The sequence below is a fragment of the Kribbella aluminosa genome (assembly GCF_017876295.1).
Taxonomy (GTDB): Bacteria; Actinomycetota; Actinomycetes; order Propionibacteriales; family Kribbellaceae; genus Kribbella; species Kribbella aluminosa.
Map to the genome: position 1 here is coordinate 333,590 of NZ_JAGINT010000002.1, position 25,189 is coordinate 358,778.

At 68.0% G+C, this 25,189-nt stretch carries 23 protein-coding genes; 7 read left to right on the top strand and 16 right to left on the bottom strand.

Annotation, left to right across the window (positions count from 1 at the left end; translation table 11 throughout):
- Window positions 1-84: 84 nt before the first annotated feature.
- Genes JOF29_RS22845 through pdhA form a run of 3 tightly spaced genes read right to left on the bottom strand, consistent with a single transcriptional unit; the run spans window position 85 to window position 3,713 of the window.
- The gene (locus tag JOF29_RS22845; RefSeq protein WP_209696527.1) at window positions 85-1,569 is read right to left on the bottom strand and encodes a dihydrolipoamide acetyltransferase family protein; all 1,485 of its coding nucleotides are present in this window, start codon (window positions 1,567-1,569) and stop codon (window positions 85-87) included.
- On the bottom strand, window positions 1,569-2,546 hold the full coding sequence (locus tag JOF29_RS22850) for an alpha-ketoacid dehydrogenase subunit beta (protein WP_209696528.1): 978 nt from the start codon (window positions 2,544-2,546) through the stop codon (window positions 1,569-1,571). The genes JOF29_RS22845 and JOF29_RS22850 overlap by 1 nt, the downstream gene beginning before the upstream one ends.
- A gap of 3 nt (window positions 2,547-2,549) precedes the next feature.
- A complete protein-coding gene (gene pdhA / locus JOF29_RS22855; protein WP_209696529.1) occupies window positions 2,550-3,713 on the bottom strand; it encodes a pyruvate dehydrogenase (acetyl-transferring) E1 component subunit alpha in 1,164 nt (387 codons plus the stop codon).
- A gap of 476 nt (window positions 3,714-4,189) precedes the next feature.
- Between pdhA and JOF29_RS45495 the strand changes: the two genes are divergently transcribed.
- On the top strand, window positions 4,190-5,104 hold the full coding sequence (locus tag JOF29_RS45495; RefSeq protein WP_209696530.1) for an EamA family transporter: 915 nt from the start codon (window positions 4,190-4,192) through the stop codon (window positions 5,102-5,104).
- 407 nt (window positions 5,105-5,511) lie between these two features.
- The gene (locus tag JOF29_RS22865) at window positions 5,512-6,111 is read left to right on the top strand and encodes a hypothetical protein (RefSeq protein WP_209696531.1); all 600 of its coding nucleotides are present in this window, start codon (window positions 5,512-5,514) and stop codon (window positions 6,109-6,111) included.
- Between the two features lie 234 nt (window positions 6,112-6,345).
- Here the strand turns inward: JOF29_RS22865 and hisC are convergent, their stop codons facing one another.
- Window positions 6,346-7,425 (bottom strand): histidinol-phosphate transaminase, encoded by a 1,080-nt coding sequence (gene hisC / locus JOF29_RS22870; protein ID WP_209696532.1) that lies wholly within the window; start codon window positions 7,423-7,425, stop codon window positions 6,346-6,348.
- 156 nt (window positions 7,426-7,581) lie between these two features.
- Here hisC and JOF29_RS22875 point away from each other — a divergent pair, with 156 nt between their 5' ends.
- Window positions 7,582-8,454 carry a dimethylarginine dimethylaminohydrolase family protein gene (locus tag JOF29_RS22875; RefSeq protein WP_209696533.1) on the top strand — a complete coding sequence of 291 codons (873 nt, stop codon included), beginning with the start codon at window positions 7,582-7,584 and terminating at the stop codon, window positions 8,452-8,454.
- 6 nt (window positions 8,455-8,460) lie between these two features.
- Here JOF29_RS22875 and JOF29_RS22880 read toward each other — a convergent pair whose 3' ends face one another.
- Both JOF29_RS22880 and JOF29_RS22885 read right to left on the bottom strand, forming a co-directional pair.
- Window positions 8,461-9,075 (bottom strand): peptidase associated/transthyretin-like domain-containing protein, encoded by a 615-nt coding sequence (locus JOF29_RS22880; protein ID WP_209696534.1) that lies wholly within the window; start codon window positions 9,073-9,075, stop codon window positions 8,461-8,463.
- Between the two features lie 18 nt (window positions 9,076-9,093).
- Window positions 9,094-10,734, bottom strand: coding sequence for a phage tail tip lysozyme (locus JOF29_RS22885; protein WP_209696535.1), 1,641 nt, complete (start codon window positions 10,732-10,734; stop codon window positions 9,094-9,096).
- A 172-nt stretch (window positions 10,735-10,906) separates the two neighbouring features.
- On the opposite strand from JOF29_RS22885, the gene JOF29_RS22890 reads away from it, so the two are divergent.
- Window positions 10,907-11,575, top strand: a complete 669-nt coding sequence (locus JOF29_RS22890; RefSeq protein ID WP_209696536.1) for a GntR family transcriptional regulator — start codon at window positions 10,907-10,909, stop codon at window positions 11,573-11,575.
- Between the two features lie 183 nt (window positions 11,576-11,758).
- Here JOF29_RS22890 and JOF29_RS22895 read toward each other — a convergent pair whose 3' ends face one another.
- The 8 genes from JOF29_RS22895 to JOF29_RS22930 form a co-directional block, all read right to left on the bottom strand.
- The gene (locus JOF29_RS22895; RefSeq protein WP_209696537.1) at window positions 11,759-13,801 is read right to left on the bottom strand and encodes a glucosidase family protein; all 2,043 of its coding nucleotides are present in this window, start codon (window positions 13,799-13,801) and stop codon (window positions 11,759-11,761) included.
- Window positions 13,802-13,934: 133 nt separating this feature from the next.
- Window positions 13,935-15,149, bottom strand: a complete 1,215-nt coding sequence (locus tag JOF29_RS45500; RefSeq protein WP_209696538.1) for an enolase C-terminal domain-like protein — start codon at window positions 15,147-15,149, stop codon at window positions 13,935-13,937.
- Window positions 15,146-15,931, bottom strand: coding sequence for an SDR family NAD(P)-dependent oxidoreductase (locus tag JOF29_RS22905; protein WP_209696539.1), 786 nt, complete (start codon window positions 15,929-15,931; stop codon window positions 15,146-15,148). The genes JOF29_RS45500 and JOF29_RS22905 overlap by 4 nt, the downstream gene beginning before the upstream one ends.
- A gap of 92 nt (window positions 15,932-16,023) precedes the next feature.
- Window positions 16,024-16,833: a carbohydrate ABC transporter permease gene (locus JOF29_RS22910; protein WP_307863614.1), complete on the bottom strand. Its 810-nt coding sequence runs from the start codon at window positions 16,831-16,833 to the stop codon at window positions 16,024-16,026.
- Window positions 16,820-17,695, bottom strand: a complete 876-nt coding sequence (locus JOF29_RS22915) for a carbohydrate ABC transporter permease (RefSeq protein ID WP_307863615.1) — start codon at window positions 17,693-17,695, stop codon at window positions 16,820-16,822. Before JOF29_RS22915 ends, JOF29_RS22910 begins: the two co-directional genes overlap by 14 nt.
- Complete coding sequence (locus tag JOF29_RS22920) at window positions 17,692-18,966, bottom strand: ABC transporter substrate-binding protein (protein ID WP_209696541.1); 1,275 nt, start codon at window positions 18,964-18,966, stop codon at window positions 17,692-17,694. The genes JOF29_RS22915 and JOF29_RS22920 overlap by 4 nt, the downstream gene beginning before the upstream one ends.
- A gap of 21 nt (window positions 18,967-18,987) precedes the next feature.
- Complete coding sequence (locus tag JOF29_RS22925; RefSeq protein WP_209696542.1) at window positions 18,988-19,695, bottom strand: FadR/GntR family transcriptional regulator; 708 nt, start codon at window positions 19,693-19,695, stop codon at window positions 18,988-18,990.
- Window positions 19,692-20,798, bottom strand: a complete 1,107-nt coding sequence (locus JOF29_RS22930) for a DUF5005 domain-containing protein (protein WP_209696543.1) — start codon at window positions 20,796-20,798, stop codon at window positions 19,692-19,694. The genes JOF29_RS22925 and JOF29_RS22930 overlap by 4 nt, the downstream gene beginning before the upstream one ends.
- A gap of 103 nt (window positions 20,799-20,901) precedes the next feature.
- Between JOF29_RS22930 and JOF29_RS22935 the strand changes: the two genes are divergently transcribed.
- On the top strand, window positions 20,902-21,288 hold the full coding sequence (locus JOF29_RS22935; RefSeq protein ID WP_209696544.1) for a phage holin family protein: 387 nt from the start codon (window positions 20,902-20,904) through the stop codon (window positions 21,286-21,288).
- A 51-nt stretch (window positions 21,289-21,339) separates the two neighbouring features.
- On the opposite strand, the gene JOF29_RS22940 is transcribed toward JOF29_RS22935, so the two are convergent.
- On the bottom strand, window positions 21,340-22,539 hold the full coding sequence (locus JOF29_RS22940) for a pyrophosphate--fructose-6-phosphate 1-phosphotransferase (protein ID WP_209696545.1): 1,200 nt from the start codon (window positions 22,537-22,539) through the stop codon (window positions 21,340-21,342).
- A gap of 155 nt (window positions 22,540-22,694) precedes the next feature.
- Window positions 22,695-23,159, bottom strand: a complete 465-nt coding sequence (locus JOF29_RS22945; RefSeq protein WP_307863617.1) for an Lrp/AsnC family transcriptional regulator — start codon at window positions 23,157-23,159, stop codon at window positions 22,695-22,697.
- A gap of 87 nt (window positions 23,160-23,246) precedes the next feature.
- On the opposite strand from JOF29_RS22945, the gene JOF29_RS22950 reads away from it, so the two are divergent.
- Together JOF29_RS22950 and JOF29_RS22955 are read left to right on the top strand one after the other, a co-directional pair.
- Window positions 23,247-24,140 (top strand): DMT family transporter, encoded by an 894-nt coding sequence (locus tag JOF29_RS22950; RefSeq protein ID WP_307863618.1) that lies wholly within the window; start codon window positions 23,247-23,249, stop codon window positions 24,138-24,140.
- Window positions 24,137-25,111 carry a TIGR03560 family F420-dependent LLM class oxidoreductase gene (locus JOF29_RS22955; protein WP_209696547.1) on the top strand — a complete coding sequence of 325 codons (975 nt, stop codon included), beginning with the start codon at window positions 24,137-24,139 and terminating at the stop codon, window positions 25,109-25,111. The genes JOF29_RS22950 and JOF29_RS22955 overlap by 4 nt, the downstream gene beginning before the upstream one ends.
- Window positions 25,112-25,189: the final 78 nt, after the last annotated feature.

A 25,189-nucleotide genomic window follows, 5' to 3' on the forward strand; every position in this document is an offset into this window, starting at 1 on the left:
GCCCAGCGCAAGATTGTTTCCGGAAAGCTGGCCGAAGAGGCCGCGCGTCGTAGGCCCGAGTGGGATCACCCGGGCCTACCGGGTTCAGAACATCAGTGCGCGGGCCGGGTCCTCGAGGATGCTTGCTACGTCGGCGAGGAAGGTGGAGCCCTTTTCGCCGTCGATCAGGCGGTGGTCGAACGACAGCGCGAGCGTGGTGATCCAGCGCGGGACGATCTCGTCGGCCACCACCCACGGCTGCTTGCGGACCGCGCCGAACGCGAGGATCGCGGCCTCGCCCGGGTTGATGATCGGCGTACCGGCGTCGACGCCGAACACGCCGACGTTGGTGATCGTGAACGAACCGCCCGCCTGGTCCGCCGGCTGTGTCCTGCCTTCGCGGGCGGTGGCGACCAGCTCGTTCAGCGCCTTGCAGAGGTCGGGCAGGGTGCGCGAGTCGGCGCCCTTGATGTTCGGGACGATCAGCCCGCGCGGGGTGGCTGCGGCGATGCCGAGGTTGACGGCGCCCTTGTAGACGATCTCCTGGGCCTGTTCGTCCCAGGACGCGTTGACGATCGGCGTACGGCGGGCCGCCAGCGTGACGGCCTTCGCGACGATCAGCAGCGGGGAGACGCGGAGGTCGCGGAACGCCTTGTCGGCCTTCAGTCGCTCGACGAGTTCCATCGTGGCGCTGACGTCGACGGTGATCCACTCGGTCACGTGCGGCGCGGTGAACGCACTGGCAACCATCGCCTGTGCCATCACCTTCTGTACGCCCTTCACCGGTACGCGGGTGTCGCCTTGTGTGCTCACCACCGGTGCGGGCCGGTACGCCGACACGCTCGGCAGTTCGTCAACGGGCGGCGCGGCCGGGGTCGCGACGTACGCCTCCACGTCCGCCCGCGTGATCACGCCACCGGCGCCAGTCGGTGCGACTGCTCCCAGATCGATCCCCAGATCCTTGGCAAGCTTCCGCACGGGCGGCTTCGCCAGTACATGCACGACCCCGTTCCCCCCGGTAACCGGCGCCTGGGTGGAAGGGGCGGGCGCATACGCCGGGGGTACGGCAGGCGTTTGGGCAGGCCCGGCCGGGGCGCCCGGTGCGTACGCCGGAGGCGCAGCAGGTGCTGGGGGTGGGACGGGGGGTGCCGCCAGGGCGGCTGCGCCGGGTGCGGGTGCTGCGGTGGCGCTGCCCACACCACCAGCCGCGTGCGCCGCGTGCGCCGCGCCTACGGCGGGTTTGCGTTGGCGGCGTTTGGCTTCGGTGGTTTTGGGGCCGTAGCCGACGAGGACCGCCGTACGGCCGCCGGTCTCCTCCGGCTCCGGAGCGGGCGGCTGCTCGCCCGCGGACTCGGTCTGCACAGAGATGATCGGCGTACCGACCGGGACTGTCTCGCCCTCCGGCACCAACAGCTCGGTGATCACACCGGCGAAGGGAACCGGGAGCTCGACCAACGACTTGGCGGTCTCGATCTCGACGACGGTGTCGTTGAGTTTGACCGTGTCGCCGGGCTTGACCTTCCAGCTGACGATCTCGGCCTCGACCAGCCCCTCACCGACGTCGGGGAGGCGGAACTGCTGGATGCCCATCAGTACCCCATCACCCGGTCGACGCCGTCCAGGACGCGATCCAGGCCGGGCAGGTACTCGTCCTCCATCCGCGACGGCGGGTACGGCGTGTCGTACCCGGTCACGCGCAGTACCGGCGCCTCCAGGTGATAGAAGCACTCCTCCGTCACCCGCGCCGCGATCTCCGACCCCGGACCGAACGAGTACGGCGCCTCGTGCACCACGACCGCCCGCCGGGTCTTCTTCACGGAGGCAAAGATCGTCGCCAGGTCGAACGGTGCGATCGTCCGCAGGTCCACGACCTCCAGGTTGCGCCCGTCCTCGACCGCGGCCTCGGCCGCCTGCAGACACGTCTTCACCATCGGCCCGTAACAGAGCAGGGTCGCGTCCGTACCCTCCCGGACCACCTTCGCCTTGTGCAGCGGCAGCTCCGGCGGCGTGGACTCGTCCAGCTCGGCCTTCTCGTGGTAGCGCCGCTTCGGCTCGAAGAACACGATCGGGTCGTCGGACGCGATCGCCTGCTGGATCATCCAGTACGCGTCGACCGGGTCACCGCAGGAGATCACCTTGAGCCCTGGCACGTGCGCGAACAGCGTCTCCGGCGACTCCGAGTGGTGCTCGACGGCGCCGATGCCGCCGCCGTACGGGATCCGGATGACGATCGGCATCCTGATCTTGCCCATCGACCGGTAGTGCATCTTCGCGACCTGGCTGATGATCTGGTCGTACGCCGGGAACACGAACCCGTCGAACTGGATCTCACACACCGGGCGGTACCCGCGCAGTGCGAGCCCGACCGCCGTACCGATGATCCCGGACTCGGCCAGCGGGGTGTCGATCACCCGGTCCTCGCCGAAGTCCTTCTGCAGTCCTTCGGTGACCCGGAAGACTCCCCCGAGCTTGCCGATGTCCTCGCCCATCACGAGGACCTTCGGGTCCTTCTCCATCGCGGCCCGGAGCCCGGCGTTGATGGCCTTGCCGAGAGTGATCCTGGTCATCGCTCAGCCCTCGCCTTCGAACGAAGCGGCGTACGCGACGTACTGGTCGCGCTGCTCGGCCAGTTGCGGCGTCTCGTCGACGTACACGTTCTGGAAGAAGTCGGTGAGCACCGGGTCGGGCAGTGCGAGACAGCCGGCCCGCAGCTCGGCGGCGACCTTGTCCGCCTCGGCCTCGAGCTCGTCGAAGAAGTCGTGCTCGACCATGGCGTGCCGGGTCAGGTACGCGTGCACGCGCTCGATCGGGTCCTTGAGCTTCCAGTGCTCGAGGTCCTCGTTGAGGCGGTACTTCGTCGGGTCGTCGGACGTGGTGTGCGCGCCCATCCGGTACGTGTACGCCTCGATCAGCGTCGGCCCGCTGCCCTCGCGGGCGCGCTTCAGGGCCTGCTGGGTGACGGCGTACGTCGCGAGTACGTCGTTGCCGTCGACGCGGACGCCGGGGAAGCCGAAGCCGGCCGCGCGCTGATACAGCGGGATCCGGGTCTGCCGGTCGATCGGCTCCGAGATCGCCCACTGGTTGTTCTGGCAGAAGAAGACCACCGGGGCGTTGAACACCGAGGCCCAGATGAACGCCTCGTTGACGTCACCCTGGCTGCTGGCGCCGTCACCGAAGTACGCGACCGTGGCCTCGCCGTTGTCGGCGTCGCCGATCGCGTGGTCGCGCTGCTGGCCCATCGCGTACCCGGTCGCGTGCAGCGTCTGGGCGCCGATCACGATCGTGTACAGGTGGAAGTTGTTGTCCTTCGGGTCCCACGCGCCCTGGTCGACGCCGCGGAACAGGCCGAGCAGGTTCAGCGGGTTGACCCCCTGGCACCACGCGACGCCGTGCTCCCGGTACGTCGGGAAGACCATGTCCTTCTTGTTCAGGGCCCGGCCGGATCCGATCTGCGCGGCTTCCTGGCCGAGCAGCGACGCCCACAGGCCGAGCTCACCCTGGCGTTGCAGGGCGGTCGCCTCGGTGTCGATCCGGCGTACCAGGACCATGTCCCGGTAGAAGCCCTTGATCGTCTCGTCGTCGAGGTCGAACGAGTAGTCCGGGTGCTCGACGCGCTCGCCTTCGGGCGTCAGGAGCTGGACGAACTCGACCTCTTCGGAGGCCTGGGGCGGACTGACCGGCGCCTCGTGTGGCGCGAACACTTCCGGGGCAGGGCCCGGCACCGACTCACTCACATGCACTCCTCGGGTTCGAGCGCGGGATCGCCGCGACCGCAACGTTGCACGGGTCCCCCCGCTCTTGCCGGATGCGGCTTTCGCAGGCTGGTCCGCGTGATTCCAGGGGTTGATGCACTGCTGGCAGTGGACCTCCTCACTGGTCTCACTCCCATCTTGCCGGACACCGTACAGACCAGGTGCCTGATCCGCTAACTTCCTGGACTCCAGCAGGTACGGCGGTACCGAAATCGGTCCTGCGCTGAGACACCAGTCCATCCACTGGTCCTATCCACACGCTCCTCCTCCAGCACTCCAGCACCCCGGCGACGCAGTGTCACAACTTCGTCTCGACGGACGGCATTGGCGGGATCCGGCCGTCGCATGGCCGGAAACCTGCTTGCGCGCGCCCGCGCGCGAGGCCTAGCGTAAGCATCGTTCGCATAAAACACCCCTGACACCCCGAGGAGGGTCGCGATGGCACTGCCCCCGCCGAAGTGGCCGGGACCGGCGCCCGACCGGCCTCCGGCGCGACGATCTGGACCGCGCTCGCGGTGGTGTACGTCGTCTGGGGTTCGACGTACCTGGCGATCCGGGTCGTGGTCGAGGCCGAGATCCCGCCGATGCTCGGGATGGCCACCCGATTCCTCACCGCCTCGGTGCTGATGGCGACCGGGCTGGCGCTCAAGTCGGGATGGCGGCGGCTGCGGATCACCCGCCGGGAGGCGATCGGAGCGGCCACGGTCGGTGTCCTGCTGCTTGCCCTCGGCAACGGCGCGGTCGCGATCGCCGAGCAGACGGTCCCGTCCGGGCTGGCGGCGTTGCTGGTCGCGGCGATCCCGCTGTGGCTGATGCTGCTGCGCGTCGGCGGCGGCGAGCGGCCGCGCGCGATGACGTGGGTCGGAGTGCTGATCGGATTCGGCGGGGCGGCGCTGCTCGCGCTGTCGGGTGGCAACACGAGCGCGAAGCCGTTGTCGGTGGCGATCCTGGTGGTCGGCACGATCTGCTGGGCGATCGGTTCGCGGTACGCTCCCCGACTCGGCCTGCCGCGGGACCCGCTGGTCACGGCGCTCTACGAGATGGTCTTCGGCGGCACGGCGATGGTGCTGTTCGGCGTGCTGCGGGGTGAGCCGGGGCGGCTGCACTTCGACCGGATCCACGGCAGCGGGTGGATCGGGCTGGCGTACCTGGTGGTGTTCGGGTCGCTGCTCGCGTACACGGCGTACTCGTATCTGCTCGCGAACGCCCCGATCTCGCTGGTCGGCACGTACGCGTACGTGAACCCGGCGGTCGCGGTGTTCCTCGGCTGGCTGATCCTGAGCGAGCGGCTGACCTGGCAGATCCTGCTCGGCGGCGCGGTGATCATCGTCGGCGTCGCCCTGGTGGTCACAGCCGAACGCCGGCGGGCGTAACAGCCGGCGGATGACAAAGGAAAGACCCGGGCCCCAAGGGACCCGGGTCTCCCACCGCTGCCGATGCGCGCGGCAGCGGGTCTGGCTGCCGGTCGCGCCCTGCCCCGAAAAAACACGGCACGAAACTCCGGCAATGGTTCCAAATTGTTCCGACGAATCGTGCTATTGCCAATTCGGCAGCCACCGAGCCCGCCGAAACAATCCGCCGATTCACCGGGCTATCCGTCACCCGCGCTGACTCAACGACGCACCCGTGGCCTGGTTACGGGCAGGTCCATCTCAACTTCCGCTCACCAATATTACTGCCGCATCAGGGAATTTAGTTGACAAAAAAGTTTGTAACCGGCCGCGCCAGGCGTCGTTACCACTAAGACGAATCCGTCAAACCCGAAAGGAAACCTGGCAAAATGCAGGTAACTCGCAAGATCGTCATCGCAGCTGCGGCGGCGACCGTTGCTACCCTTGGTGTCGCGAGCTTCGCGGGCGCCAACATGCTCGACGACGCGCAGAAGAAGGCCCAGGTCCAGGGTCTCTCTGACCAGGTGTCAGCTCTCTCCCAGGGCGGCAACTACGACGCGGGCCACGCTCGCTGGTGGGGCATGCACAAGGACGGTTCGCTGGTTGCTCTCGACCGCAACGACCTCGGTGCAGTTCAGGCCTGCCACAACTTCGGTGCCGGTACTGGCATCGGCGGCACGGTCCCGGCTCAGGACATCACCGGCATCATCGGCTGGGGCAACAACGGCAACAGCATCACCGCCGTCAAGACCTGCGAGCAGAGCAACCAGCAGAACCGCAAGTGGTACAAGGCCGACGGCAACGGCGTTGTCTCGGTCAGCGACAACAAGGTCGGCCCGTGGCAGGTCTGCCACAACGAGATTGACGCCACCGGCATCGGCGGCACCGTTCCGCTGACGAACCCGACCGGCATCCTGGGTCTGGACAACAGCGGCAACTCGATCGACTCGCTGAAGACCTGCGAGCAGAGCAACGAGCAGAACAACTGACCCTCCCTGGTCAGTGATGCAGGACCCGAACCAGCCACCTCGGTGGGTTGACTGATTCGGCGCAACACCGCGGCGCCGGGAGCAAGCCTCACTCCTCCCGGCGCCGCTTCTTTGTGTGCGCTCAGAGGCTTCGGCGGTCTATGCAGGAGCCGTTGGGGAGAGGATCTGTGGGGCCGCGGAGTTGAGCAGGACGGCTAGGTCGTAGGACTCCGGGTCGGTGCCGGACGAGAGAGCTCACTGGTGCCAGGTACGGGCGACGGTGAGGAACAGGTTGTTGGCCTCGGGTTCGCCGATGGTGATGCGGACGCCGTCGCCGGGGAACGGGCGCACCGACACGCCCTCGGCCTGAACGGCCTCGGCGAACTTCGCGGTGTCGTCGCCGAGTTCGAGCCAGACGAAGTTCGTCTCCGACTCCGGGACGTTCCAGCCCGCGGCCTGCAGTTCGGCGATCACCCGGCGGCGCTCCTCGACGAGCGTGTCGACGCGTTCCAGCAACTCGTCCTCGACGGCGAGCGACGCGATCGCGGCCGCCTGCGCGACGTAGCTGACCCCGAACGGGAGCGCGCACTTGCGGATCGCGCCGACCACGGCCGGATGCCCGATCGCGTACCCGACGCGGAAGCCGGCCAGCCCGTACGCCTTCGAGAACGTCCGCAGTACCAGCACGTTCGGCCGGTCACGGTACAGCTCGACCCCGTCCACGACATCGGTCTCCCGGACGAACTCGCGGTACGCCTCGTCCAGCACGACCAGCACGTTCGGCGGTACGGCGTCCAGGAACGCGACCAGCTCGTCGCGGCGTACCACCGGGCCGGTCGGGTTGTTCGGCGTACAGACCAGCACGACCTTCGTCCGGTCGGTGATCGCCGCCTCCATCGCCTTGAAGTCGTGCCGCGCGTCGGCGGTCAGCGGCACCTGGACCGACGTCGCGCCGGTCAGCTGCACCGCGATCGGGTACGCCTCGAACGAGCGCCAGGCGTACACGACCTCGTCACCGTCCGCGACCGTCGCCTGCAGCAGGTGGTACAGCAGCGCGACCGACCCGGTACCGACCGCGAGGTCGCTGACCGGTACGCCGAACCGGTCCGACAGCGCCTCGAGCAGGTCGACCGCACCCATGTCCGGGTAGCGGTTCATCTGCGCCGCGGCCTCGGCGGCGGCGGCGAGCACACCCGGGAGCGGCGGGTACGGGTTCTCGTTGCTGGACAACTTGTACGTCGGCCGGCCGTCGGTGCGCTCCGGCGGACGGCCCGGCTTGTAAGCCGGCACGTCGTCCAGACAGGCGCGAAAGCGAACCTCGTTGTCAGGGGTCATGCCCGCAGGTTAGTCCCTACCGCATCCCGGAACCACCCTCCTTGAGGCCGCCTCCCAGGGATCGTTTGACTCCGGGTACGTCGAGCCTCAAACTGACTGATTGTCGGACAATCAGGGGATCCTGCACTTGGATCTCAACGGTTCAGGGAGGTAGTCGTGGGACAGCCGCTGGAGTGGGGCCGTCGCTATCTGATGGTCCGGCCGGACCACTTCCGGATCGACTACGTGATCAACCCGTACATGTCGACGCAGGACCAGCCGGACCCGGCGCTGACGCTGAAGCAGTGGGACGCGCTGCGGCAGGCGATCCTGGACGCCGGCGGCGAGGTCGAGGTACTGGAGCAGCGCGCCGACTCACCCGACATGGTGTACGCGATGAACCTCGGGCTGGCCGCCGCGGACGGCCGCGCGATGCTCTCGCACATGCGGTTCGAGCCGCGCCGGGCGGAGTCGCTGAGCGCGGCGGACTGGTTCACCGGGCAGGGCTTCCGGCTGGACCGGGTCGGTGGCGAGGGCGTCGGGCCGCACTTCGAGTCCGGCGACGCGTTCGTGTTCGGCGACAGCCTGGTTGTCGGGTACGGACCGCGAACCGACGTCGAGGCGCTCAAGAACCTGGCGACCGACTGGAACATCCGGGTCCGCGGGCTGCGGATCGCGCACGAGGGGATGTACCACCTCGACCTGCCGTTCTGCCCGGTGGACAGCACGCACGCGATGATCTACCCGCCGGCCTTCGACGCTGCGAGCCAGGGTGCGCTGTCCGGCATCGTCCCGGACCCGATCGTGCTCACCGACGAGGAGGCGTTCGCGTTCTCCGCGAACTCGATCGTCGTCGGCGAGACCATCATCATGCCCGCCTGCTCCGCACGCCTGCGCGACATCCTCACCACCCTCGGCCTCCGAGTAGTGGTCCTGGACCTCTCCGAGTTCCACAAGGGCGGCGGCTCAGCCCGCTGCCTCACCAACCCCCTGGACTTCCTTTTGATGCCCATCACCACTCCAGGCGGGGAACTGCACCTCCCCGCCTGACCTGGACTACTTGCTGGTCGTCCAGATGATGTCCAGGGTGGCTTGGTCCCAGCCGTAGCCCTGGATCCATTGGAGCGCCTTGGTTTTGCCTTGGGGGCCGAACACATCGATGGCCAGCGAAAGGGCCTCCGGGTTGTTCGGGTCGGTCTTCGAGGGAGCCCGAGTGGCTTCGAAGCCGTCGCCGACGTACGGGAGGTAGGTGAGCACGGGATACTTGGCGCGCAGCCGAGCCTGCATCTGGTCGAAGTGGCGGCCGGCCTCCCGTTCCAGCTGCATTTCCTGCTCCGGGTTCTGCTGGGCCCATTGGCGCCCTTCGGCGCTGTTCGCGTAGAGGTACATCTTGTAGCTCAGCGGATCGGTGCTGGACGTGAACGTCGCGGTGTAGCTCTGGAAGCCGCGCCGCTCGCCGACCAGCGTGTGCTCGCCGGGCTTGATCTTGACCTCACCGGTCGCGGGAATCTGATGCCCGTCGAGCGTCAGGGTGAGGTCGCCCGGGATCGACGAGACGCTGAGCTTGGCCTCCGAGCCACCCCGGAACAGCACGATGCTGCCGATCAGTACGACGAGCACCAACAGCACCACGCCGCCGATCATCAGCGGCCGCCGGTTCTCCTCAAGCATCGCTGTTCCCGTCCTAACTCAGTTCGTCGGCGTCGTCGTCGGTGTGGTGCCACCCTTGACCCGGAAGACCCAGAAGCCGTTCGGCCCGACGTCGTACAGGTTGTCCGCCGTGGGGACGTGCTGGCCGAGGGAGCCCGCCGCCGAGTCGAACCCGTTGGCCCACGGACCAACGTACAGATACGTGTGACCGGGCCCGTTCAGGATGTCGCCCGGTTTCATCCCGCCCGGTGGCGTCGTCTCCCAGTGGTCGTACTTCTCCGGATGAGCCAGCATGTAGTCCTTCTGAGCCGGCGTGAACACCTCTGGGAAGTTCGGGTCGGCGCCACTCATCCGCAGCACCGTCGCGACAAACCGCCCACAGTCGGTGTACGGGTCCTGGAGCGACTGCCAGTTGTCCTTCGTCACGCCGTCGTACTTCGCGATCGCCGCGACGTACTCCTGCTTCGCGAGGCTCGGGTCCGTACCCCAGTGCTTGTGCGGCTCTTCGGGCCAGGCGAGGTTCTTCGCGACCTGGGCGATGTTGCCGCTGCCGGCACCGCACGGGTCAGCGGCGGCAGCTTTCGGGTCGGCGGTCGGCGCCGCGCCACCCCACAGCTGCAACATGTGCTGGGCGTTCGCCTCGCGCTCGGCGTACGTGGGCGCGTTCGGGTTCTCGTGTCCCCCGAACCGTTCGAAGTCGCCGGCGAAGGCACGGGCGGCTTCCTCTACGGTCGTGGCCGCCCGGAGCGAGTCTCCTGCCGCCTTCTCCGGGAGCGGTCCCTGACCTAGGAGTTGCTTCTTCAAGAAGTCCAACTGGTAGGCGAGCGAGGAGATCTGGTCGTCCGAGACCCCGGCATCGCGGGACGGTTGGATCATCTTGCTGGCAGGCGTCCATTGCACCAGCCCCCAACCGCCACCGAAGCCCATGACATCGGCCGGTTTGGTCGCCATCGGCGGATGGTCGCCCTCCTTCATCATCGGCTCGACGAACGACTCGGCAATCATGTTCCCGAGGACGCCGGCCGCCTGCTCCTTGGTGTAGCCGTTCTGCACCAGGTAGTTGAAGACCTTCTGCTGGTTGTTCGTGCCGGAGAGGTCGCCGCCCTGGCAGCTGCAGGAGTTGCCGCTCGACGAGGACGGGTCGAGCTCGAACGGATTGCTGTCCGGCTTCCGCTGCGCCCAGTTGCCGTCGTTCTTCGCGTCGACCCAGAGCTCGAAGTGCAGATGCGCGCCGGTCATGCCGGGCGGTGCCTCGTCGCCGGAGCCCGACGTACCGATCACGTCGCCGCGCTTCACGGTGGCGCCGTCCGCGACGCTGGTGGTCTTGAGGTACTCGTACCGCGTCTCGACCTGGTCGCGGCGGATCCGGATCTCGTTGGACGTCACCTTGACGACGTTGCCGTCGGACGCCGCGTAGACCTTGCTGCCCTCGGCGACCTTGAAGTCGTAGGCCTGGTGACCGGGAACGTCCGGCGTGTCGACGGTCCAGTCCACCTCGATCTTGTGCGAGTCGGTCGGATAGCCCAGCAGGCTCTGCTCTTGATCGGCCGACGCACACTGTGCCGCGGCAGTGTTCAGGCCGCCCAGGGCGCTGAGCAGCATGATCAGCACGATGAGCAGCGGGAGGATGAGCAGGAGGCCGACTGCGCTCAGGATCGGCAGCGCTTTGCTGTCTCCCACGATGCTCTCCTCGCTCGGTCGAGTGGACTTCCGCGTCGGTCGGCGGAAGGGGCGGCCACTAGAGGAAAATGGTGCCTGAAAACCGGGTCATTGTGTCGGGAGTTATCCACAGGTTGGGTGACCGGGGTGGGGCGGGCGCGACAACAGGGCGGGTCTGGACGAGAATCTCCCCATGTACGAACGGCTGCGGGTGGACCGCTCGACCACGGTGGACCGGGTGGTCGACGCGCTGCGTGCCGCCCTGTTCGCCGGTGACCTGCAGCCTGGTACGCCGCTGCGTGAGCAACCGTTGGCGGAGGCGTTGGGAGTGGCCCGGAGCACGATCCGGGAGGCGATGACGATGCTGGTCACCGAGGGGCTCGCGGTCCGGGAGCCGAACAAGGGGGTCAGCGTCGCGATCCTGCATCCGGCAGCGGTCGCGGACATCTGCCGGGCCCGGTTCGTGCTGGAGTCGGCCGGGATCCGGGCGTGGTTCGACGCCGACGAGGCGGCCCGGGAGCGGGTGCGGGAGGCGATGCGGGTGTTCGCCGCGACCGCGAAGGACGGTGCCGATCCGGAGGCGCTGACCGAGACGCACCTGGCGATTCACCGGAGCCTGGTCGCGCTTACCGGGAGTGAGCGGCTGATCGCGACGGCGGACTCGGTGACCGGCGAGGCCCGACTGGCGCTGGCCCGGGTGGATGCGCTCCGACAAGACGCGCGCCAGCAGGTCGCCTCGCACCGCAAGCTGGTCCGGCTGCTGGAGCGCGGCGAGCTCGACGAGTGCGTCAAGGAGCTCCGGCGGCACCTCGCCGGCGCCGAGGAATCCCTCCTCGAAGCCATCACGACCCCGCCGAACTGACAGAGGTTGCCCCCCCAGCTGGAGGGTTGCCGACTGAAAATATGAGGGGGCAACCCTCCAGCTCGAGGGATACCCACTGAGCTGGAGGGTTTGCGCGGCGGCTGGGTGGGGCGCTACGGGGCGGGTGGATGGGGCGCTGCGGGGCGGGGCTTGCGGGTCAGGCTGGGGTGAGGCCGTCGGCGGTTAGGCCGTCGGGGTTAGGCCGTCGGCGGTGATGTCGTACGTCGTCGTGCCGACGCGGAGGCCGGTGAGGCGGGCGTCGGGGTCTAGGTCGGCGACCTGGGGGTTGGCGGTGACTGTGCCGTCCAGGGCTACCTCGATGCCGAAGATGCCTTCCAGGACCAGGCTGACCCAGGCGCCGGAGGACGAGCAGGACCAGTCGATCAGGTACGGGAACTGCGGCGGCGACTTCTGGGCGCCGCCGGCCATCGCAGGCTGGGCTTCCTCCACGAAGTGCGCCTGACCGCACGGCCCCTGGTTCGCGGACTTCGCGAGACCCGGGAGCCAGTCCAGCAGTACGTCGCCACGCCCGAGCGCGAACAGTGCGCGCCCCGCGTCGGCCGGCCACGCCGGGTACGCGCCGTTCCACTGGTGGTCCGGGCGGACGCTGAACGCGGCGTCGGCGTCGTACGGCGACAGCGCACGCATCCAGGTGGGCGTCTGCAGCTCCTTCTGGAAGAACGACACCATCTCCGCACACTGCGACTCGGACAGGTCGTCCGGGATCGTCGTACCGATGATGTTGAAGTCGTAGCAGTGCCGTACGGGTACCAGCGTGCCGTCAGGCTGCCGGGCGTGCCAGAAGCCCTTGCCCTCGACGTACAGCTCGTTGACGTGCCCTGCCTGCGAGGACGCCTCCTTACGGAGTAGAGCGCCACGGTCCGTGTCACCCGACCGGTCTGCGATCTCGGCGGCCACCCGCATGCACCAGACGTTGGCTGCGTTGAAGCTGGCCACCTCGTGCACGTAGCTGCTCACGCACTCCAGCAGGTTGTCGATGCCGCCGTAGTCGGCCAGTGCGTGCTCACCGCGCAGTCCGCGCCAGGCGGTCGCCCAGTCGTGTACGTGTTCCCCGACTGGCTTCGGACCAACAGAAACGTCCAGGAACGCCTCGTCACCGGTGAAGCGCACGTAGTCCCGCACCAGCCGGGTCATGGCGAAGTCGTTCACCGAGTACCACTGCCCGACCGGTCCGCCGGTCAGCCATTCGGTACCGAAGTGCTCGTGGATGTCCAGGTCGATCCAGTGCTCGATGTGCTTCCGCATCGGCTCCGGGTCCAGCAGCGCATGGGTCAGGGACGACAGGCTGTAGTCCCAGATGAACGTCGTGGTCTGCCAGTACCGCGGCATCAACGTGTCGTAGGTCCGCCCGAGGACGCTCGCCGGGTTGTCGCGGCGGAACCAGATGACGCCGAGCACGCCCCACCAGTAGAGCTTCTGCAGAGCCTCGTTGGAGGTCTCCAGCACCGGAAGCGAGCCGCTGAAGCCTTCGCTGGCCGGGTCGAACGCGTCGGCGAGCGCGACGCCCCACATGCTCTCCGCGACGGAGATGACCGCCGGTACGTCGGCCACACACACGTCGAAGTGCTCCGTCGCCTCGTCCAGCGTTCCGGCGAGCACATGCACGTACGACAGCCCTGCACGCCCATCCGCATCCAGTACGACGCTCGCCTGGAGCATCCCCCTGTCCACCGTGCTGGGTACGTCGAGGCCCTGCAGGCTCACGGCCGACCCGGACTCGCCGGTGCCTACAACCCGATTGTCGACAATCTGCAGCGTGTTGGGCTCGGACGGGGGCTGATAGTTGCTCCAGGCTCCGGGTGAGCGGGTCGCAGTACTGGCCAGGGAAAGCCCCAGGCTCACAGCGCGCCCCGGTGCTCCGGAAAGCTCCAGTTGCACGACGACGGCTGGGCGACCCGGAGCGCATGCGGTCGTGGTGCGGACGTGCATGCCGTCCACCGTCGTGGAGCGGACGACCTGGTCCGGGCGCCACACGACCTCGACCGTGCCGCCGTACGAGCGGGCCAGCCGGCCGTCGACGTACAGCTGGCCGGTGATGGTGTCGCCGTGGGAGTACGGCGGGAAGTTCACGCTCCGGATCGCGACGACGTCGTGGTCGACCTGCGCCGTACCCAGGAAGTTCGTCAGCCCGGGCGGGTTGAACATGTCGTCGTACGTGTGCGTGAGGACGTCGCTCGCCAGGTCGGCCGAACGTGGAATGGTCATGAGGCCTCCAGGCCTGGACTGAGGAGCGCAGGGAGCGAAGCGACCGGAACGACCGGAACGACCGGAACGACGAGGGAAGGCCTGGAGCCAAAGCCCCATGACCCGCCGCGCCGGAGGCGCGGCATGAGCAGAGTCATGACGGGTCGGCCCAATCGGTGTTCGGGAGCAGGGGGTACCAGTCCGGGCGGGCCGGATCGCGGTCGTACGGGTAGGAGCCGAGCTCGCGGAAGAGCTCGGCGTACTCGGCCAGCTTGTCGCGGTCCAGCTCGACGCCGAGCCCGGGCGCGTCCGGTACGGCGATCGCGCCGTCGACGTACGGAAGCTTGCCGCCGGCAATGATGTCGTCGCGCAGGTGGTGGTAGTGCGCGTCCGCGGCGAACGACAGGTTCGGTACGACGGCACCGAGGTGCAGCATCGTCGCGAGCTGGATGCCGAGCTCGCCCGACGAGTGCACGGCGACGCCGAGCTGGAACGTCTCGCAGACGCCGGCCGCCTTGATACACGGCCGGATGCCGCCCCAGAACGTGGTGTCCAGCAGGATCACGTCGACGGCGGGGTCGCGGACGTTCGCGGCGAGCTGCTCGAAGTTCACCACGACCGTGTTCGTCGCCAGCGGGATCGGGGTCTTGGAGCGGACCCGGCGCATGCCGTTGAGACCCCAGGTCGGGTCCTCGAGGTAGTCGTTGTCGAGGTCCTCGATGCCGCGCGCGAACCGGATCGCCTCCTCGACGCTGAACGCGCCGTTCGGGTCGAACCGGACGCGATGCCCGGGGAACGCCTCGGCCAGCGCGCGGAAGCACTCGCGCTCGTAGTCCGGCGGGAAGACGCCGCCCTTGAGCTTGTGCACGCTGAACCCGTGCTCGTCGACCAGCGAACGGGCGTGCGCCACCAACTGCTCGGCGGTGCGAATCTCACCGGTGCCGTCCTCCGCGGGATGCCGGAAGAACAGGTAGCTGGCGAACGGCACACGGTCCCGGACCTTGCCGCCGAGCAGCGCGTGCACGGGTACGCCGAGCTCGCGGCCCTGCAGGTCCAGGCACGCGAACTCGATTGCCGCGAGCAACTGAGTACGGTTGTTGTACAGGCTCGCGGTCGGGTTCGCGAGCATCCAGCGCAGCGCCTCGGTGCGGGCCGGGTCGTGGCCGACCAGGTACTCCTTCAGCCCGGCGACCGCGGCCTCGGCACTCTGCCCGCCGCCGCCCATCTCGCCAAGGCCGACCAGCCCGTTGTCGGCCTCGACCTCCACGACAGTCCGTACGAAACGTCCCCAGTGCGCTCCGTTGCTGTGTCGCAGCGGCGCCTCCAACGGCATCGTCACCGTGGTCGCGCGTACGTCGACGATCTTCACCGGGCGTCCTCCGGCAGTACGACGGGAAGCCCGGCGGTCAGGCCTCCGTCCACCTTCACGTCCGCACCGGTCACGAACGACGCGGCCGGCGAGGACAGGAAGTAGATGACCTCGGCAACTTCTCCCGGGTTTGCGACGCGCCCGAGCGGGTGCGAGCGGCCCCATTCCGCGACCACCTCGTCCGTCGTACGATCGCCGGCGAACTGCGCGGCCGAGGTACGCAGCATCGGGGTGTCGACGGAGCCCGGGCAGACGGCGTTCACGCGGATCCCGTCCGGGGCATGGTCGACCGCCATCGCGCGGACGAGGCTGAGCAGGGCACCCTTGCCCATCGAGTACGCCGCGACTCCGGTCTGGGCGGCGTACGCCTGCACGGAGGCGACCACGACAACACTCCCGCCGCGGGGAAGCTTCGGGATGAACGCCTGACAGGCGAAGAACACGCCGCCGACGTTGACGGCCATCACCTCGTCGTAAACCGAAGCGGGCGTGTCAACCACAGTTCCGTAGCGCTGGACTCCGGCGGCACAAACCAGCGCATCCACCGCGCCGATCCTCTCCGCGGCGGCTGCGAGCGCCGCCCGGTCGGAAACGTCTACCTGGATGCCGGTGACCTGGTCGTCAAGGGACGAGATGTCACGGTCGAGTACGACTACGTGGTCGCCGGCGGCGAGGAAGCGCTCGACCGCACCTCGTCCGATGCCGGCTGCACCTCCCGTGACGACGACCGTGCGCGGCCCGTCGCTCGTGGCCGCTGGGTCGGGGGCGGATCCCAGGGCCATCACAATCCTCCGTTCCGGCGCTGCGCACGCTCGCCGGGGCGAGCGGCGAGCGATTGTGATGGCGTGGCGGTTCGCATATTTCCTCCGAGAGATCAGAACTGCCCCAGGGCGAGGCCCCGGGAGAAGAAGCGTTGGGCGGCGAGGAACAGGATCACGGTGGGGAGCGAGACGAGCAGGCCGCCGGCGAGAACCGTCGGGAGCGCGGCGCCGCCGTACGTGCTCTGCAGGCCGGTGAGGGCCGGCATGATCGGCCGGACCGAGTCGGACTGGCTGAGGGTCAGGCCGAGCAGCAGGTCGTTCCAGACGAACGTCGCCTGCAGGATGAAGATCGCGGCCAGCGCGGAGCCCGCCATCGGCAGGTAGATGCTCCGGAAGATCCGGAACAACCCGCCGCCGTCGACCACCGCGGCCTCGAACACGCTGCGCGCGATCCCGGTGAAGAAGTTCCGCATCACGAACGCCGAGAACGGCACGCTGATCGCGGTGTACACGATGATCATCCCGACCCGGGTGTCGTACAGCCCGGAGTTCGCGTACCCGGAGAACAGCGGCATCAGGATCATCTGCAACGGGAAGATCGTCCCGCCGAAGATGAACACGAACCACAGGAACCCGCGCTTCAGCTTGAGTACGACGATCGCGTACCCGGCGGCCGCGCCGACCAGGACCGCGAGCACCGGCGCGACCACGCTGTACATCGTGGTGGACACCAACGTGGAGCCGAGCGACGCCTTGCTCCACGCGTCGCCGAAGTTCGCGAACAGGTCGAACCCGGCGGGCTTCCACACGGTCTTGGCGTCGTACCCGTCGACGGACTTGGACGCGTTGACGATCAGCAGATACACCGGCGCCAGCCACAGCAGGCCGAGCACGACGAGAACGCCCGTCTTAACCTTGCTCACGGGCATCTCCCAACTGGTAACGCAGGTACAGGATCGAGGCCGCGAAGGTGACCAGGCTCAGGAACAGCGCGATCGCGGCGCCCTGGCCGTAGTCGTTCAGTACGAAGGTTTCCTTGTACATGGACAGCGCCAGGGTCTCCGAAGACGTACCTGGGCCGCCCTGGGTCATCACCCACACGACGTCGAAGGTCTTCAGGCTTCCGACGAGTGACAGGCCGATGACGACTGTCGTGATCGCTCTGAGCTGCGGCCAGAGGTGGTGGCGGAAGAGCTTGAAGCCGTCGGCGCCGTCCAGGCGGGCGGCTTCCAGGGGCTCGGTCGGGATCGACTGAAGGCCCACTACGAAGAGCAGGGCATTGACGCCGGCGGACTGCCAGGTGGTCGCGATGATCATCATGATCGTGTTGCCGGGGCCTGCCTGCAGCCAGCCGGTGTGGGCACCCGGGAGCCCGAAGAACCCGAGTGCCTGACCCAGTGCGCCGTCCGGCTGCAGTACGAAGCCCCAGATGACACCAACGGCGACACCCGAGATCGCGTACGGCAGCAGGAACGGCAGCCGCAACCACGTGCCCCACTTGTGCCCGTACGTCAGTACGGCGACCAGCAGGCCGAGCGCCACCGGCAGCGTGATCATGCCGACCACCCACAGCAGCGTGTTCACCAGCGCCCCGATCAGGTCGGGGTCGCTGAACATCGCCTTGTAGTTGGCCAGCCCGGACCACACCGGTGACGCCAGCCCGTCGTACGAGGTGAAGCTGATGTACGTCGTCCACAGGAACGGCAGGTACAGCAGCAGCGCGACGACGGCTACCGCGGGCAGCCCGAACAGAGGCGCCGCCCGCGCACCGGTTCGATCCTTCACTTCTGCTTGGCCCAGTACGCGTCCGCCTCGGCCTGGATCTTCTGCAGGCCCGGCATCGGGTCACCCGGCTTCGTCACGAACGCGCCGAACACCTCGAGCGCCTTGTTCGCGACCGGTACCGGCGTCGCCTCGAACCACCTGTTGATCAGGCGGTACCCGTTGACGTCCTTGTTGAGTTGGGCCAGACCCGGATCCTTGACCTCGGCCTTCGGGTTGAAGGACAGGTCGCCGCGGGAGTTCGCCCAGTCGGTCTGCGCCTGCGGGGTGAGCCACCAGTCGGTCCACTTCTTCACCGTCGACGCATGGTCACTGGCCGCCGCGGAACAGACCGGGCCGGTCTCGAAGATCATCGAGGTCTTCGGCAGCGACGGGTTCAGGTTCGGGATCACGAAGAAGTCGTAGTCGGTGCCGGCCTTCATCTTCAGCGTGTTCAGGTTGCCGCTGAACCAGGTGCCGAAGTTGATCATCGCGACGTCGCCGTTCTTCAGCTGCGCCTGCGGCTCGGTCTTCGAGCCCGGGTCGCTGAAGTCGCCGGCGTCGATCAGCTTCTTCCACTCGTTCATCACGTCGACGACACCCTGGTCGGTGTACTTCGCCTTGCCGGTCGCGAGCGCGTCGTACAGGTCGGGGTCCTTGCCGGCCAGCAGCGTTTCGAACCAGACGAACGAGAACAGGATGTTGGTCTGGTAGAACGGCTTCACGCCGATCGCCTTCACCTTGTCCGCCGCCTGCGTCAGCTCGGCCCAGGTCTTCGGCGCGGCGATGATCCCGGCCTTCTTGAAGACCGCCTTGTTGTAGTACATCACCCAGTACCCGGCGTTCAGCGGGACGCAGTACTGCTTGTTGTCGTAGCTGAAGTACTGCTTGAGCTGCTCCGGTACGTTGCCGTCAGCAACCGCCTTCGTCCACTGGTCGGTGGTCTCGGCGACGAGCTTCTGGTCCACCAGATCCTGAAGCTCCTTGCCGGTGTGCCAGGTGAACAGGTCGGCCTTCTCCTTGGTCCGGAACGAGGACCGGATGAACGCCGTGTACGTGTTCGAGTCCGAGTACCCGACCGGCTCCATGCCGACGCCGATAGCCTTCTTGCTGGCCGCGCCGACCTGCGTGAACGCGTCCTTCCAGCCGCCCTTGTCGTTGTAGAACTTCAGCGAGTCGACCGGCTTGTCCGCGGTGGCCTTACCGGGTTTGGCGCCGCCACCACAAGCCGACAGCGCGACGGCACCAACCACCGCGAGCGCGGTGAACGCCTTTCCTTTGGAGATGCGTTGCATGTGTGTTTGCGTCCTTCCAGCTCAGGGGTGCTGAAGTCTTTGGTTGATGACGGCGAGTACGCCGTCGAGGTGCTCGCGGGTGAGCAGTTCGGCCAGGTCGGGGTCGCCGGAGCGGATCGCGTCGTAGATCGCGCGGTGTTCGTCCAGGTCGGCCTGGCGGTCACCGTGGATGTGCAGGATCTCCAACTGCTCGCGAGCGTTCACGACGGTGACGGACTCGACCACTTCGGCCAGCGTCGCGTTACCGGACGCCAGCGCCAGTGAGCGGTGGAAGTCCATGTTCACCTCGGCCAGCTGCGTGTGGTCACCGGAGGCGATCAGCTCCGCCGCAGCGTCCAGGTCCTTGGCCATCTGTTCGAGCGGAGCCTCAGCGCGGGTCTTCGCGGCCAGCGCGGCAACAGGTGGCTCGATCAGGGCACGGGCCTGCAGCAGCTCCACCAGCCGGTCCGGGCTCGGTTCCAGCGCCAGGGGGTTCGCCAGGACCAGCCGGCCGACGTTCGGGCCGACGTACACACCGGAGCCGTGCCGGAGCTCCACCGCGCCGGTCGCCTCCAGCCGGCGCAGTGCCTCCCGGACAGTCGGTACGGCGACCTTGAACCGCTCCGCCAGCGACCGCACCGCCTCGAACTGATCCCCCGGCGCCAGCTTCCGCTCGGCGATCAGCGTGAGCATCGACGTCGCCAGATCATCCAGCAGACTCCGCCGTACGACGCCCCCGGACGCGCTCACTTGGCCGCCGCCAGGGTGACCGACAGGAAGCGCGGCCGGTAGATGCTCACGTCGCCGTACAGCTCGTCGCTGACCAGGCTGTTCACGTTGTAGCTCACCAGCAGCGACGTGCCTTGCCGCAGGTCCGGGTGCTCGTGGGAGTTGTACGTGATGATGTTCCCGCCGGTCTCGGGGGTCTGGTACAGCTCCACCGGCTTCACCCACGGGCCGGCCGGCGAGCAGGAGAAGTACCCGACGACGCTCTTGCTGAAGAGCTCCTTGGTGTTGTGCGTGACCAGCAGGTAGCCGTCGCCCCAACGCGTCACGCTGTGCTCGTTGGCCACGCCTTCCAGCACTCGGGCGGAGGCCGTCTCGTCCGCAGACCAGCCCGAGCCCGTCCAGTACTCCCACGGCTTCGCCGTCAGGTCGTCGCCCCGCACCCGGGCGACGTGCTGGTACTTCGACGCGCCCAGGTCCTCGACTCCGTAGACGTAGGTGTACCCGTGGTCGCGAAGCAACCAGCCGGACCACTGCACGTTCGCAGCGGACGGGATCGGCGTCAGCGACTTCAGCTTGAACGTCTTGCTGTCGAAGCGTGCCAGGTAGTTGCTGGCCCACCGCCAGTCCCACTGACCCGTACCGGTCTTCTCGAACCGCAGTGCGACCACGTCGAGGTCCCGGCCGGCATGGCTGGTCTGCGCGGCCCCGAACCAGTACCAGCCGTTGGACGGCGGCGGCAGGAGCGCCGTCGGGTTGGCCGCCGTACCGCCGGTGACCGTCTTCAGGTCCGTACCGCGCTGGATCACGAACGAGTTGTTGATGAACGGAGTCGTGGTCGGACGGCTGCCGTCCGCGTTCACCGGTCCGAGGAACGTGTCGGAGAAGATCCACGCCGTACGACCGCCGGAGAGCGGCACGGAGTACGTGCTGTCCGCGCCCGTCCAGCCCTTGCCGGTGTTGCTGTACGCGTTGAGCAGCCCCTCGGGAGCGGCGTGCGGGGTCGTCCTGGCGGTCCAGTTCGTCCGCACGGCGCTGCAGCTCGCCGGGGCCGCGGAGGCGGCGGGGACAGCAAGGACCGCTGCCGTGAGTGACAGGGCGACAACCGCAACCAGTGGCCGTTTCATGAAAATGATCAGATCACTTGGTCATTTTCGGTGTCAAGACCCAGGGTTCGACCAGGGTGTGTACGGAGAGTGGTGCTACCGCCTGAGTGGGAGGATCGACGGTATGAAGAACTTGATCATCAGGTTGCTGGCGAACGCGGTCGCCCTGGCGGTGGCGAGCTGGCTGGTGTCCGGAATCACCCTGGAGGGCGCGACCACCACCCGCCGGGTGGTCACGCTGCTGATCGTGGCCGCGATCTTCGGCATCGTGAACGCGATCGTGAAGCCGGTGGTGAAGGTGCTGTCCTTCCCTTTCCTGATCCTCACGCTCGGCCTGCTGACCTTCGTGATCAACGCCGTGATGCTCTGGCTGACGTCCTGGATCACCGGCAAGCTGGACGTCCAGTTCCACGTGGCCGGCTTCTGGCCGGCCCTGTGGGGCGCGCTGATCATCAGCGTCGTCGGCATGGTGATCAACACCGTGCTCCCGGACAAGGCCGAGATCCACTGACCTCGTCCAGGTAACGAAGGCGGCCGACGCCTTGGTCGACCGCCTCCGCGATCAGGACTGACCGATGTCCGACTTGAGGGAGACGAACCACTCCACGCCCGGGTCGAACTCCTTGCCACCGGCGATCCGCGGGAACTCGATCGCGCGCAGCTCGTCGCCGCGCTCCTCGTCGTGGCCGACCACGCCGGACTCACCGCGCAGCGCCGCGTCGACGGCGTAGTCGGTGCACTCCTTGATCAGCGCGAGGTCGCGGTCGTTGGCCGCGGCCGAACGGCTGAAGTAGCCGCTCTTCTGCACCATCGTCTTCTCGGCGCCGATCCGCTCCGCGAACTGCTTCGCGAACCACGCACCCGGGTTGATGGTGTCCAGCTTGACGTGCCCGAACGGGTCCCGGCCGACCTCTTCGCCGCGGGCCTCCAGCTCGGCCACGATCGACGGTACGCCGGCGCCCTCGGACAGGAAGATGTTCACGCAGTCCTCCTCGTCCATCACCGTGCGCAGCCGCTCCGCCTCGGCGTCCAGGTCGATCGTTGCCTCGGGCACGTACACCGCGTGCACCGACCAGCCGCCCTTGTCCAGGCCGATGCCCGGGTTCCACTCCTGCTCGTCGACCCACTGCTGGTACGCCTGGGCCGTGGCCGCGGTCAGCCAACCGCAGTTCCGCCCCATCACCTCGTGGACGATCAGCATCCGCGGGTTCGAGCTGTGCTCGCCGATGATGTTGCGGGCGAACAGCGCGCCCTGCTCGGCCGCGGTCCAGGCGCCGAGGCTCTGCCGGATCGGGATCACGTCGTTGTCGATGGTCTTCGGCAGCCCGACCACGGTCAGGTTGTAGTCGTGCTCCTGCAGGTACGCCGCGAGGTCGGCGGCGGTGGTGTTGGTGTCGTCACCGCCGATCGTGTGCAGTACGTCGACACCGTCCGCGACCAGTCGCTCGGCAGCGACCTGGAGGGCGTTCTGGCCGTCCTGGATCAGGCCGCGCTTGACCAGGTCGGCGGTGTTGGTGAGCTTCACCCGACTGTTGCCGATCGGGCTGCCGCCGAACTTGTGCAGCAGGGACGCCTTCTCCCGCACCTCCGGCGTGACGGTCAGGAACCGGCCGCTGAGCAGGCCGTGGTACCCGTTCAGGTAGGCGATGATCTCCACGTCGGGCGCCACTTCGGTGTAGCGCTCGATCAGCCCGCCGACGGCGGACGACAGGCAGGGCGCAAGCCCGCCGGCGGTGAGCAGGGCAACTCTGCGGACAGCCATGGTCCAGGTCCTTCCGGGGAACGTCGCTGAAATCGCCACCAGACTAGTGATGTGGACCACTCCGGGTGGTGGTCGGGTTCGGTCCGCGGATCTCCGCCACTCACCAAGTCGCTCGGGGCGCTCGTCCCACGCCGCGCTGCGGCGTGAGCGGGGCGCTAGGCCGTGTTGGTGAGTGCCCCAGGTCCGCCCAGTGGGACCGACCGCGGCAGCACCGGGGTGGAGACCACGAACGAGCTGGTGGTCTGGCCGTGGGGCAGGAACTTGTCGAGGACGTTCTCCAGTGCGGCGATCTCGGCGACCTGGACGCGCATCAGGAAGCAGTCCTCGCCGGAGATCCGGTGACACTCGACGACCTCGGGGGTGCGCTCGGCGAGCGCGACGATCTTCGGGATCTGATTCGGCCCGGGACGCAGCCGGACCCAGGCCGCGACCGGCCGGCCGAGCGCGGCCGGGTCGACGTCGAGGCGGTACCCGCGGATCACGCCGGACTCCTCCAGTCGCCCGACCCGCTCGCGGGCCGTCGGCGTCGACACCCCGAGCCGGCGGGCCAGCTCGGTGGTCCGCAGCCGGGGATCCGCGGTGAGCTCCTTCAAGATCCTGGTGTTGAGCTCATCCAGCACTTGGCTTCTCGGTTCGGTAAGCAAAACCGCCTCCTAGGCTCCGATCTGCCATGGATAGCCGCAGATCCTGTTCCTACAGTAGTGGGCGTGACCATCCGCATCGACGCCTCGTCCCGGCTGAGCCTCGCCTCCGGCGCCGCCGCCGTCACAGTCGTCCTGTGGGCGTCGTCCTTCGTCGCCATCCGGCACGTCGGCACCGAGATCTCCGCAGGCGCCCTCTCCCTGGCCCGCCTCGGTCTGGGCAGCATCTTCCTCGGCGCGCTGCTGCTGACTCGGCCACGTCCCGCCGTACGTCGATGGCCCGCCCAACGAGACTGGCTACCGCTGATCGCCTGCGGCGTGCTGTGGTTCGGCGTCTACAACCTCGCGCTGAACGAGGCCGAACGCCGCCTCGACGCCGGTACGGCCGCCATGCTCGTCCACATCGCCCCGCTGCTGATCGCCGTGCTCGCCGGCCTCGGCCTCGGCGAGGGCTTCCCGCGGCAACTGGTGATCGGCGGCCTGGTCGCGTTCGCGGGCATCGTCGTCATCGGTACGTCGACCTCCAGCGGCCGCGCCGAGACGTGGGGCGTCGTCCTGTGCGTCGTCGCCGCGATCTCGTACGCCGTCGGCGTGGTCACCCAGAAGCCGCTCCTAAGCCGTCTGCCTGCCGCCGAGGTCACCTGGCTCGCCTGCACGATCGGAGCGGTCGTGTGTCTACCCTTCGCGCCCGCTCTGGTCAACGAGGTACGCGCCGCCGACGCGGCGACCATCTGGTGGATCGTGTACCTGGCGGCGTTCCCGACCGCGCTCGGGTTCACCACGTGGGCCTTTGCGCTCCGGCGTACGAGTGCTGGGCGAATGGGGGTCACCGTGTACGCAGTGCCGGTTGTCGCGATCGTGCTGGGCTGGCTGCTGCTCGGTGAGGCTCCGACCGTGCTGGCGCTGGCCGGCGGTGCGCTGTGCCTGGCCGGGGTCGCTGTCTCGAGGAGGACTGCATGAAGTTCGGTGTCTTCGTCCCGCAGGGCTGGCGGATGGATCTGGTGGAGCTGGCGGACCCGGTCGAGCAGTGGGAGGCCATGACTGCTGTGGCCAAGGCAGCCGACGCAGGTCCGTGGGACTCGATCTGGCTCTTCGACCACTTCCACACCGTCCCGGAGCCGGTCCGGTCGACCGTCTTCGAGCTGTGGACGACCACGGCTGCCCTGGCGCGTGACACGTCGCGAGTGAACCTGGGCCAGCTCGTCGGCTGCAACGGGTACCGCAACCCGGCCCTGTTCGCCAAGATGGCCGCCACCGTCGACGTCGCCAGCCACGGCCGCATGTACGCCGGAATCGGTGCCGGCTGGTCGGAACACGAGTGGAAGGCATACGGCTACCCGTGGACGAGCCAGAAGGAGCGGATGGACTCGTTCGTCGAGTCCGTCGAGCTGCTCCACCGGCTGTGGACCGAGGACGACGTGGTGTTCCAGGGGCAGTACCACTCGGTTGACAAGCCGTACGTCGTCCCGCGGCGCAAACCCAAACTCTGGATCGGCGGCGGGGGTGAACGCGTCACCTTGCGACTGGTTGCACAGTACGGCGACGCCTGCAACTTCGGGACCGGACAGGTCGACGTCATCAAGCGGAAGCTGGCGATCCTCCGGAGGCACTGCGAGGAGCTCGGCCGCGACTACGACGAGATCATCAAGTCGACCAGCCTGAACATCTTCCCGATCGCGCCCGGAGCCGATCTGGAGACCGCGACAGCCAAGGCCCGTGGGCGGTACAGCCTGGAGGAGTTCCTCGAGATCGGTTCCGGCGGGACACCCCACGTCCTCGCCGACGTGATCACGACGAAGGAGCTCAGCGAGCACATCGAGCGGTTGGCCGAGGCCGGGATCGACTACGTGATCTCGTACATCCCTGGGGTCGCGTACGACCACGAGCCACTGCAGCGCTACGCCGAGTACGTCGTACCGCAGTTCAGCTGAACCTGCTGCCTGCGGCTGGAACCCGACGGTCTGCCGTGCGTTGTCGACCTCGTAGATCCAGGTCCGCTCCGGCAGCGG